Annotated in this window: 17 protein-coding genes; all 17 read right to left on the minus strand. The window is 50.7% G+C overall.

Annotation, left to right across the window (positions count from 1 at the left end; genetic code table 11):
• Positions 1 to 167: 167 nt before the first annotated feature.
• Positions 168 to 398 (minus strand): DUF4926 domain-containing protein, encoded by a 231-nt coding sequence (locus K1V27_RS22270; protein WP_258932486.1) that lies wholly within the window; start codon positions 396 to 398, stop codon positions 168 to 170.
• Positions 399 to 401: 3 nt separating this feature from the next.
• A complete protein-coding gene (locus K1V27_RS22275; RefSeq protein ID WP_258932488.1) occupies positions 402 to 752 on the minus strand; it encodes a DUF6883 domain-containing protein in 351 nt (116 codons plus the stop codon).
• Between the two features lie 124 nt (positions 753 to 876).
• Entirely contained in the window at positions 877 to 1,407 is a 531-nt protein-coding gene (locus tag K1V27_RS22280) for a nucleotidyl transferase AbiEii/AbiGii toxin family protein (RefSeq protein ID WP_258932489.1), read from the minus strand.
• Between the two features lie 494 nt (positions 1,408 to 1,901).
• Positions 1,902 to 2,183: a type II toxin-antitoxin system RelE/ParE family toxin gene (locus tag K1V27_RS23120; protein WP_353740649.1), complete on the minus strand. Its 282-nt coding sequence runs from the start codon at positions 2,181 to 2,183 to the stop codon at positions 1,902 to 1,904.
• 7 nt (positions 2,184 to 2,190) lie between these two features.
• Positions 2,191 to 2,409 (minus strand): ParD-like family protein, encoded by a 219-nt coding sequence (locus K1V27_RS22285; protein WP_258932491.1) that lies wholly within the window; start codon positions 2,407 to 2,409, stop codon positions 2,191 to 2,193.
• A 181-nt stretch (positions 2,410 to 2,590) separates the two neighbouring features.
• Positions 2,591 to 3,034 (minus strand): arginase family protein, encoded by a 444-nt coding sequence (locus tag K1V27_RS22290; protein ID WP_258932493.1) that lies wholly within the window; start codon positions 3,032 to 3,034, stop codon positions 2,591 to 2,593.
• Between the two features lie 62 nt (positions 3,035 to 3,096).
• Positions 3,097 to 3,288 carry a hypothetical protein gene (locus tag K1V27_RS22295; RefSeq protein ID WP_258932494.1) on the minus strand — a complete coding sequence of 64 codons (192 nt, stop codon included), beginning with the start codon at positions 3,286 to 3,288 and terminating at the stop codon, positions 3,097 to 3,099.
• Entirely contained in the window at positions 3,275 to 3,769 is a 495-nt protein-coding gene (locus K1V27_RS22300; protein WP_258932496.1) for a type II toxin-antitoxin system VapC family toxin, read from the minus strand. Before K1V27_RS22300 ends, K1V27_RS22295 begins: the two co-directional genes overlap by 14 nt.
• A 180-nt stretch (positions 3,770 to 3,949) precedes the next feature.
• Positions 3,950 to 4,312, minus strand: a complete 363-nt coding sequence (locus K1V27_RS22305) for a hypothetical protein (protein ID WP_258932497.1) — start codon at positions 4,310 to 4,312, stop codon at positions 3,950 to 3,952.
• A 243-nt stretch (positions 4,313 to 4,555) separates the two neighbouring features.
• Positions 4,556 to 4,756 carry a DUF2442 domain-containing protein gene (locus tag K1V27_RS23125; RefSeq protein ID WP_353740651.1) on the minus strand — a complete coding sequence of 67 codons (201 nt, stop codon included), beginning with the start codon at positions 4,754 to 4,756 and terminating at the stop codon, positions 4,556 to 4,558.
• Positions 4,757 to 4,832: 76 nt separating this feature from the next.
• The gene (locus tag K1V27_RS23130) at positions 4,833 to 4,970 is read right to left on the minus strand and encodes a DUF4160 domain-containing protein (RefSeq protein WP_353740650.1); all 138 of its coding nucleotides are present in this window, start codon (positions 4,968 to 4,970) and stop codon (positions 4,833 to 4,835) included.
• Positions 4,971 to 5,322: 352 nt separating this feature from the next.
• Entirely contained in the window at positions 5,323 to 5,670 is a 348-nt protein-coding gene (locus tag K1V27_RS22310; RefSeq protein WP_258932498.1) for a HepT-like ribonuclease domain-containing protein, read from the minus strand.
• The gene (locus K1V27_RS22315) at positions 5,651 to 5,959 is read right to left on the minus strand and encodes a nucleotidyltransferase family protein (protein ID WP_258932499.1); all 309 of its coding nucleotides are present in this window, start codon (positions 5,957 to 5,959) and stop codon (positions 5,651 to 5,653) included. The genes K1V27_RS22310 and K1V27_RS22315 overlap by 20 nt, the downstream gene beginning before the upstream one ends.
• 99 nt (positions 5,960 to 6,058) lie before the next feature.
• Positions 6,059 to 6,607, minus strand: coding sequence for a group II intron maturase-specific domain-containing protein (locus tag K1V27_RS22320; RefSeq protein WP_258932501.1), 549 nt, complete (start codon positions 6,605 to 6,607; stop codon positions 6,059 to 6,061).
• 577 nt (positions 6,608 to 7,184) lie between these two features.
• The gene (locus K1V27_RS22325) at positions 7,185 to 7,559 is read right to left on the minus strand and encodes a hypothetical protein (protein ID WP_258932503.1); all 375 of its coding nucleotides are present in this window, start codon (positions 7,557 to 7,559) and stop codon (positions 7,185 to 7,187) included.
• 251 nt (positions 7,560 to 7,810) lie between these two features.
• Positions 7,811 to 8,392, minus strand: a complete 582-nt coding sequence (locus K1V27_RS22330; RefSeq protein WP_258932504.1) for a Uma2 family endonuclease — start codon at positions 8,390 to 8,392, stop codon at positions 7,811 to 7,813.
• 157 nt (positions 8,393 to 8,549) lie between these two features.
• Positions 8,550 to 9,122: a helix-turn-helix domain-containing protein gene (locus K1V27_RS22335; protein WP_337833356.1), complete on the minus strand. Its 573-nt coding sequence runs from the start codon at positions 9,120 to 9,122 to the stop codon at positions 8,550 to 8,552.
• Between the last annotated feature and the right edge of the window lie 31 nt (positions 9,123 to 9,153).

Raw genomic sequence — 9,153 nt, forward strand, 5'->3', positions numbered from 1 at the left:
AACAGCTTAACCGAGCCGGAACCACGCTGCCGATGAGCCTCAAGAGAATGCCAACAAACATCTCCCGCGTGGTTCCGGGTCCGGTTGAAGCATTCGTTGGGGCAGACCACATCAATGATCCTTCGTATGACGTGTGAAACCCAGACTCTGCCACGCCAAGCCGGGATCTATGCAGCTTTGATCTCACGCGCATGGAGTATCTCATTGGGGTGCATGGGGCGTACGTCCTTCGACTCCAGTGTAATGACGGCCACCGTCTCGCCTTTCCCTCTGACAAACTCAACCTCAAAGGCGACTCCATCTTTGTAGCAGTGCACCACCGCTCCGATGTCCCCGCGACGCAGGCTGTGCTCGGGAATATCTCGGGTGAGTACAATTGTTTCCAGCTCTCGGATCACTTTCTACTCCTCTATCGTTTCCGCTGTAGGATATGCAGTGACAAAACGTGGAAGATCTTCTTCGATCTCAATTATCCACACGGTACGGAGTCGTGCTCTCGTGCCGTTTGGTGCAACCACGGCCCCATTAACGACGTATTTTATGCCGAAAAGGGTACTGACTTCTTCACTCACTGCATTCGTGACAGCAATCTTGAACAGATCATCCCTCAGTTGGGCAACGTTGTTCTCATTGTACCCGATCTTCCTGAAGTACCTGGCCTTCGCTTTTCCAACCGGATGGCTCTCAGAAAGAAGATAGCCAGCAATCTTCTCCTCTGGAACGATAGCTTCCAGATTCCTTGGAAGTTTCATAGCATCTTTATCTCTTCTGTCAATCGGCTGAGAGGCCAGAACATCCTGAGCTCTAACTGTCAGCTGAGCCGCACCCGGCTTTCTGGGCGTCGGCTCCAGCGAAAGTTCGGCTTTTCAGCTAAAATCATGGCTTCTGTATGATCTCTTTTAGATCCTTATCAAGCAGATCCCATAGGTGCGGATGGCTTTCTACCAAGCGGGCAATGTCGCCAAGGTCTTTGAGTTTCTTGCTTTGTCTTCTTTCCGTATCACGCCACGCTTTGATCTTTCCGCGCAATGTGTCTTCCAGTGACGCAACCCGCATGAGAATTCCGTGTATGTCTGCTGGGACGGACCGTCTCGGGAAGTCTTTATAGAAGTCTTCCGTGCTCAATTGAATACTGACTTTGGAGCGGCCTCGAAAATTGATGGACCATGGGAACCGTTCGGATCTGAATCCAGCTTCCTCGAGAAGCTTTGTTGCAAGATCCACTGATTCTGCCGCAACAACAAAATCAACGTCTTGAGTGACCATGGCTTCCGCCGCCCAGTGGTTAACAGCCACACCTCCGATTGCGCACCATGCAAGATCTGCTCGCTCCAGACAATCGACCAAGCGCATGACATCGTCTGTGCCGCCTGCCGTCTGCCAGTCAAAAAACTGCTTTGGGGTCATTTTGTGATCCTTGATTATGCTTTCTTTGTGCCGAACAACAGCCATCACCGGACCGGACCAGGCCGCCAGTGAACTCGCATATAGCACCGGCCAAATTCGCCCGGCGTGGTTCAGGGCCGCGTGGATGGCCACGTTAGCCGCTGGCTTGGTGATTGCCGCTCTTTCCGTTAAAGGGTGAATTTTGACCCGAAAATGGATACTTAAGGTCAAAATGGGGCCTGATTTTGAAGCCCTATTATAAGCAAATTGACACCTTAGCGTGGCCCGACCCAGTTCGAACGGACAGGTAGACTTTTATCAGGAAGGAAACAAGCAAAATCAGACCGACTGGAATACCGATCGACTCCACTACCCACTCGCTAACCGGAAAAGGTCTGCGCAGAGTGGTTACCTCAACGTCATAGTTCACCAACGACCCGTGATGCCTTTCAAAATAATCGCGGGGGAGGTGCCCCACGGTGCTGCCTGAAGCGCGGTAAGCCACCTGGCCGTTTTTATCTGCCCTTCAAATAAGATTTCAAATCGCGATAGTAATTCTCATGGGGACCAATCATTATTAGCTCTATGTCTTCTCCAATGATGCGATAGGACAACAAATACAGAGTTGTTTGGATCTTGAATTTATGCACAAAGACTCCTCGCAGATCTCCTTTCTTCTCTGAACCGATCGATGGATCTTGCATAATCTTCCTGATTTCGTTATCCAATTCTAACTTTTGTTTCTTTTCGAGCTTCTTAACTGTCTTGGCGAAGGAACTTGATTGAAAGACTCTCATGCTTCCCTCAATCAAAGTTGTATTGTGATTTCTCTCCCTGATCAAGCTCTTCAATTCCTAACAAAATCTCTTTTATCAAATCGTAGGTGAGATCAGGATTTTCCTCAGCGCACTTACCAACTCTTGCCCAGTGTTCTATCTGACCGGTTAGCGATCTGTGCTCGATCTTGCTGAACTTCTTGGCTTCTTTAAGCAATTCATCAGAGATTCTTACTGCAGTCGGCATCTTGCTACCTCCAAAGCATGTTTTTGTGTTTGTATGCAACATACAGACATGGAATAGCAAAATGCAATGTTTTTAATCCGTTTTGTGCTCTCACTGCGGGGCTCCTATGGGCACGGCCTTTGCGCGGGTGACGTTAGCGAGTACGGTCTTTTGCTTTTGGGCTTGAAATATCACTTTTCTGCTACCGGTCACTATCTTCCTGACCGTCGTATAGTGGATATCGAAAAAGTAGGCAATCTCTTTCAGTGTATACCCATAGGTGATGTGAGCTTGCAACCTCGTCGATGAAAAACAGCCCGTATCTCCCGGCACGTCTGAGCGCGAGCATGATGCCAATGATATTGCTGCAATCGCCGCCGAGCACGAGCGGGAATTTTTCCTGCCGCAACACGCCGTCGACCGCTTCGGCAAGCTGCAAGGAGAAAGCTCTCAGAGCATCAGGATTAAGTATAAGCGTCTTGGGGTCTCGCTGTGGTTTGTAAAGCAGGGGTTCGACTCGTCCGGCGTACTCGGCATTCAACCCGTCCAACAGGCCGGCAGCCTTGAGCGCCTTGGGGAGGTGCTCGACCCCGGTCGGCCTCAGCCCAAGGACGGAAGGGGCATCGATGACAACGAACTGTGGCATGTTTCTCAGTACGGTGTATCAGTCGGCACTTCACACCGATCCTTAAGCGAAGCGGCAGAACGCTAGGCTTCAGCCGCCGAGGAACGAGGTCGGCTGGAAGCCTTTGTTCGGTCTCTTCTGTCCACCAATTTGTATTCCTTCCTTTTCTGCCGCATCTGGAGGTCAGCCACAATTTCAGCAAGGTTGTGGTGGTGCTTTTCAGCATATGCGTCTCGGTTTCGCCAGACTTCGGCTATGATCTCATCTTTGTGCATTGTCTTTATCCTCCTGAAGAAGTTCCATGGGCGTGCAGATTTCCGGATAGGGATATCCGGCTGCAATGCATATGGAACGAATGATTGGCTTCTTCGCCGCATTGTCGATATGTCGGAAATTCCAGGTAAGGAGATAGTCAATTCGGTGCACGGCGGCGACCGCAACATGTAATGCATCGGCTTCAGCACCAGGTGGAAATCCACCTTTCAATATTAACTCGTCTGCAAGCTCCTTTACTTCTTCGTCAATGGACAGCTCCGCGATCCCCTCTAAGGCTTCAAGTCTTCGATCAGCTGCTTCGGGATTTCCTGCTGATGCCTCCACAATGACCAACTCAGAAATGTAAAGATCATACTCGGGTCGTACATCCTCCCACCACTGACTGGTGATCTGCTGCCAGGCTGCAGCCCGAACATCGCGGCTAGGCCTTGCTGTTAGATAACTCACAATCGAAGTCTCGATATAAACGCTTTTTGCCATCTTATCAGGTTCCTTATTATGGACAAATTGTCGAACCTTCCGTTCCGCATTGAGGACCGAACTACCAGCTAAGCGGCCCGTGCGAAGAGGCAGGGACTGCTAGCCAACAGTACGGATTTGATTGCACCACGTGGTCGCGGGTCCGCTTGAGCGAAAGTTAGCGTCTGCTCATATTACAAGCTATATCAAAGATACCTCACGGTACATGCTTATCCCTTGCTTGACAACCGATAGAACCAATTCAGGCATCCCCTTTTCATATATTTTTGGATTTTTGGGCAGCTTACTCTTCATAGACAACTTTATGTCGTAGAATTTCCATAATGGACTGCCCGATTCGTACTGATCTCTCTTGTCTTCAGAAGCATTCAGCCATACTACACCCAATGTTTTACCATTCGGTGTCAGCCGAAAAATGAAGGCTCCCTTCATATTGGAAAGCTGTTTAGACGCCCAAGCTGGATACAATTGAATATTGACATTCTCTCCTGACCCTCGTTTGAACTCCAAAACCGCTCCGTCTGGCAAATTTGGCTTAAGCATATTGCAGAACCGCATGCTCTCATATATGGATAATCTCTCTATATCTCTAATTGCCGTAGCAGTACACAGCGAAAGGATGGAGTCAGCACCTCCGAACTGCTTGCACCAATTCGTTGTTGATTCCATCCAGTCAGGAGGAAGCCGCGTGGTAACTGTCTGAGTAGGGTTTGAAGTCACGTGTAAAAATCTAAAGGGCGTCCCCTATTCCAGGCACATAAAAATCTTTATGGCGAGCTGCTGCGTCTATACTCCCACTGCACCTCGGGGCTTGGAAGAACCCTTTGGACGACGTGCCGGAGAACCCCAAAGCATACCCTCAACACTGATGTCTTCATCAATGTCCGGCCAGTGAATGCCTTGTCCGTCACCGATGATCTCGAAATTCTGCCGCTGCTCTGCGGTTGCTTCCGACAGTCGCCAGGACCAGGCAAGAGGGACACTGATGGTTCAACCATCCACGAGGTGCGCAATGATCTCATTTTCCGTGATTTCGATGCCCAATGCCCTGGGCTCAGTTACATTAATCGCAATGCTCATTCCATGCCTCCAAGAAAATGTCCCGATTGGAGCTGATGATCTGTCGAATTGTATTCAGCTCCCTCGGAGAAAAACCATGGTTCTTGCTCAACGCTACTCGTTCGAGCCAAAACTTGCACACAAGATTGTCGCATTGAACGTCATAGATAGGGGACGCCCTTTAGTTTTTTAATTTTACTCTCCGGGCTCAAGATCCGCCGATTGAAATAAGGGAGTAATTCTGCTCTGAGACCATTTCTTCTCCCCGTTTCACGGAAAAAATCACAGCCACAGGAGAGATTCTAGCCTTTCGCACGAAGTCACCCTTCAAGCTTGTTTTATTAGAAACTAAAAATCTAAAGGACGTCCCCTATTCCACTGGTCCGGTTCATGACCTATTGTGTCTTTCGTCGATCGAACACCTGCGAATTCGCCCAGCGTGGTTGGGGTCCGGTCGATGCACTGTTAGCGCCTTCGGACAATATCTTTCTCCATCAGACTGCACCCTCACGTTCCAAAATCTCAAGAACATCTTCACGAAGTGTGGGTATTTTGTTTTCCACCACGTCCCAGACAATCTCATAATCTACGCCGAAGTAGTCGTGGATGAGTCGGTCTCTCATGCCTGCTATGGCTCTCCAGTTGACTCTTGGATACCGATTCTTCAGTTCAGAGGGTACTTTCTTGGATGCTTCTCCGATGATTTCAATGCTTCTCACGAAGGCACGCTTGAGAGTAGCATCCTGGAGGAACTGCTCTTTTCCTAAATCGTGACTTTCATCCATCAGGTACTCGGTCTCATCGAGTATGTGACGAAGATACTCAAGCGGCGAGAGCGGCATACTCCACCTCCCTGAGGATGTGAGGACCAAGGTAGGGACTGAGAGATTCCACAGTGACAAGTTCTATCTCATGCTCTAGAACCCCCTCAAGAAAGAAGCAGAGTTCTATAAAGACATCGAATGTCTTCCGTCCTGGCTGGAATTCGACCAGTAGATCTATGTCGCTGTCTGGACGTTGCTCTCCTCGTACAAAAGAACCGAATAGCCCGATGCTTCTTACTCCAAGTGCTCTCAAGTGGGATTGGTGCTGATCGAGCACATTCAGGATGTCCTGCTTCGTTTTGATCATGGTTCTTTTCCTATCTCTTTGGTCTGCTGATCGAGCACCCCAATCGGGATAGGGAGAGGCCTCGCGACCCCTCTCCTCCCACACCACCTGGCATACGGATCACGTACCAAGGCGATTCGGTCGAGGTGATCGTTTGATGTACAGCCGAGGTACGTCGAGGCGGTCAAAGTACTGTCCAGTCAGGGCAAAGGCGAGTGCGGGACTACGGCTCAGGCGCCACGGCCCGTGAGCCGATTTGGCTGTATTCCAGGCCAGTTGTCGGCTGACCCCACGCTTGCGAAGCTCCTTATATCCCCAGCGACCCCATTGTTTCCAATGGTAGCAGCGGAGACGACGCCGAATCCAGGAGTCCAGTTCCTTGAATCTGGAGCTAACCTCGCTTAGGCCAAAATAGCCCTTCCAACCCAGCAAGTACTCGCGGAGTTCCCGCGCGACCTGCCAGATGCTCCGTCCACGGGTACGTCCCGTGATCTCCCGGATCTTTGCCTTGAAACGCTTTTCGGCCGCCTCACTAACGCACAGCTTGAACCCCCGACGAGTGAAGCTAAAACCGAGAAACTTTCGCTCCCATGGCCTTCCGACCGCGCTCTTGGCTTCATTGACCTTGAGCTTCAGCTTGCGGGAAAGGTAGCGCGATATACTTGCCAATACCCTCAGTCCCGCCCGAAGGCTGCGCACATAGATGTTACAGTCATCGGCATACCTGTTTCAAGGGTTTACCCAAACGTGGACTCAATAGCCGCATGCCGTATCCTTCCCGACGACACCGTACAGGCCTCCCGGGGTAAGACACAGAACCTTCCACGCGTAAACGCCGGATTTATAAAGCACACCCCAATTGCGGATGGAGGACTTCATGGTCACGTGCCCACTCCTCCCGAGTGTACCACATCCCGCCTTTGGCGGGATTCCTGTTCGTCGTCCCGCGCTTTCGGATTGGGCTTCCTCCAGACCCCACCTCACGATGACGCCCTTGCCCTTTCCCTTATCACGCCTCGGCGTGACTCCGCGAAAACCTGGTGTGAGGACTTCCACCTCACAAGCTCTGTGCCATACCCGGCACACACACGATCATCAGCGGCGGGCGCGAACTGTCACGGACTCACATTCTGCAGCACTGAGAGTGGAAGTACACGTGGTCGCCCGTCTGCTGGATGAGAATGTTAGGCGATATATTACGCAAACAAGGTGGGCCAATGTTCGCCTGTCCTGGGCCCAGAATGGCTTACCAGCTTATTGACAAGACGTTGTTATCTCTCTCTTGCTTCCAGAATTCTATCTCTTCCTCACCTGACGCATTGCGGTGAAGCTTGCCCAACGCCTTTGCCAGAACAAAGAACCCTGGTCCGGGATAGCCCTTGGCTTTGTTGACTACAATTGCACTGAGCATAGGTTTGCCAGCTTGATGAGTGTCTTCGCTTATTTCTCCCAGTATATGGCCAGCCTGTTTCGCTGCATTATTACCAGGCTTGAGGCCCATCAGCTCATACAGCTCTCCGTAGAAGATGAGCGGGCCTCTACTATTGGCTGCGGAAGTCACCTTGGCATAAACAAGGTCATAGGTTTTGGTACCACGATACTTCGATGGCACGAATGTCATGGGTTCCCTCCTGGGTTGAAGAGAAATAGGGTCTTTCGCTACTTCCGACGATCTCTCCTCAGAAGAGTGGATGGACTTGCCGCACGCCTAACGATGGCCCTGAGCCCCGCGGCCGAGGGCTTGATAAAGACACATCAAGCATGGTTCAGCGTCGGCGCCAGGGCCTGGGTTAGCCCCGCGACTGCCTCTGCGAGACAACTTAAGCGAGAATAAACTGAGCAACCTCTGATCCATGTCTCATGGGAGCTTGTCTACTCGGCATCGTCTGGAATAGCGACCTTATCGTATATGTCGCGCAGCGAGAGATCACATTCAATCGACTGCAAGTGAACTACACCGCTGAGATCCGTCGATTCAGAAAACAGCCATTGGTCTTCCTGTCGAAGAAAACGCTCCACACTGTACCGGTCCTGTGCAATGAGCACATACTCGATGAGAGACTGGATCTTGCGGTAGTGAGCGAACTTACCTCCACGGTCATAAGCTTCTGTTGAAGGTGAAAGCACCTCTATGATCAAGGTGGGGTTAATCAGGGTGTCCAGGTGCGTATCTTCAAAAAGAGCGTCTCCACAGAGAGCGGCGACATCGGGGTATGCATACATTCCGGTTGAGCTGATTTTGACCCGCATGTCAGCGACATAGGCTTCGCAGGGTCTGCCTCGAAGCTGCGAATGCAGAAGACCGGCAAGGTTGAATGTGATCTGGTTGTGTATGCGATTGGCACCAGACATGGCATAGATCTGCCCATTGATGAATTCGCTCTTGTAGTCTGCCCGCCGTTCCAGTTCAAGGTACTGCTCAGCGGTGTATCGTGATTGGGCTGGGAATGACATTGTTTCCTCCGCTCAATAGGAATCCATATTTAAATTATAGCATGCATGGAGCACATGAGCTAGGCACGCCCAACATGGCGCTAAGCGGCCAGCATCACGCGCCGATGAACTGCAGGGGAAAACAGGAAAGACTCGCACGCGTGGTGCTGGTCCGCCTTCATGCTCTCGTTAGCCAAGGCGAGACTCCAATATCCTGTAGAACTGAGGGAACGTACGCGTGGGTTCTTTGCAGGTATCGAACAACGTTGCCGATACGCATAGCCCATTCGGTCTCGAAGGCTTCTCCAAAATCCTGCTGGGAAACACAACGTACAAGAACGGCATATGTCTTTCGCCCAACATTGAACTGCATGAGGGCCGGCATTACCTGAAACAACCCCTGCCCAGGTTCGATGTCGGCCGAGATCAAAAAGTCCATGAGATCCCGCAAACTGAGTTCAACGATGTTTTCCCTTTGAAAGTACCTCCCCAGTCGCCAAGCAAAAACTTTTGGTAAAAGTAAACACTCCATTATGGTTTCTTTTGGCCACTTCTTGTCTATATTGTTTGTAGATTTCAGTGTTTGCAGTACTTGCTGGAATCGTTCCCGCTGTTGCTCTTCCAGTTCAAATGCAGAAATGATCTGCCCGACCCTGCTACGTGATATCCTAAAACGTTCACAGATCTGCTTATAGGATATTCCTTCTTTTCTCATCCGAACTACTTCAGAATCTCGTTTTGTGTCACCCATTTTGAGAAAACCTCAGAGTTGCTTGGGGGCT

The sequence above is a fragment of the Desulfoferrobacter suflitae genome (assembly GCF_022603395.1).
In the GTDB taxonomy this organism is placed as follows: domain Bacteria; phylum Desulfobacterota; class Syntrophobacteria; order Syntrophobacterales; family Syntrophobacteraceae; genus Desulfoferrobacter; species Desulfoferrobacter suflitae.

What these genes read in the sequence shown, in the direction of transcription:
- K1V27_RS22275 (WP_258932488.1), bottom strand. Translation starts at nt 752, where the DNA reads ATGAAACTTCCAAGGAATCTGGAAGCTATCGTTCCAGAGGAGAAGATT.
- K1V27_RS22280 (WP_258932489.1), bottom strand. Translation starts at nt 1,407, where the DNA reads ATGACCCCAAAGCAGTTTTTTGACTGGCAGACGGCAGGCGGCACAGAC.
- K1V27_RS23120 (WP_353740649.1), bottom strand. Translation starts at nt 2,183, where the DNA reads ATGAGAGTCTTTCAATCAAGTTCCTTCGCCAAGACAGTTAAGAAGCTC.
- K1V27_RS22285 (WP_258932491.1), bottom strand. Translation starts at nt 2,409, where the DNA reads ATGCCGACTGCAGTAAGAATCTCTGATGAATTGCTTAAAGAAGCCAAG.
- K1V27_RS22290 (WP_258932493.1), bottom strand. Translation starts at nt 3,034, where the DNA reads ATGCCACAGTTCGTTGTCATCGATGCCCCTTCCGTCCTTGGGCTGAGG.
- K1V27_RS22295 (WP_258932494.1), bottom strand. Translation starts at nt 3,288, where the DNA reads ATGCACAAAGATGAGATCATAGCCGAAGTCTGGCGAAACCGAGACGCA.
- K1V27_RS22300 (WP_258932496.1), bottom strand. Translation starts at nt 3,769, where the DNA reads ATGGCAAAAAGCGTTTATATCGAGACTTCGATTGTGAGTTATCTAACA.
- K1V27_RS22305 (WP_258932497.1), bottom strand. Translation starts at nt 4,312, where the DNA reads ATGCTTAAGCCAAATTTGCCAGACGGAGCGGTTTTGGAGTTCAAACGA.
- K1V27_RS22310 (WP_258932498.1), bottom strand. Translation starts at nt 5,670, where the DNA reads ATGCCGCTCTCGCCGCTTGAGTATCTTCGTCACATACTCGATGAGACC.
- K1V27_RS22315 (WP_258932499.1), bottom strand. Translation starts at nt 5,959, where the DNA reads ATGATCAAAACGAAGCAGGACATCCTGAATGTGCTCGATCAGCACCAA.
- K1V27_RS22325 (WP_258932503.1), bottom strand. Translation starts at nt 7,559, where the DNA reads ATGACATTCGTGCCATCGAAGTATCGTGGTACCAAAACCTATGACCTT.
- K1V27_RS22330 (WP_258932504.1), bottom strand. Translation starts at nt 8,392, where the DNA reads ATGTCATTCCCAGCCCAATCACGATACACCGCTGAGCAGTACCTTGAA.
- K1V27_RS22335 (WP_337833356.1), bottom strand. Translation starts at nt 9,122, where the DNA reads ATGGGTGACACAAAACGAGATTCTGAAGTAGTTCGGATGAGAAAAGAA.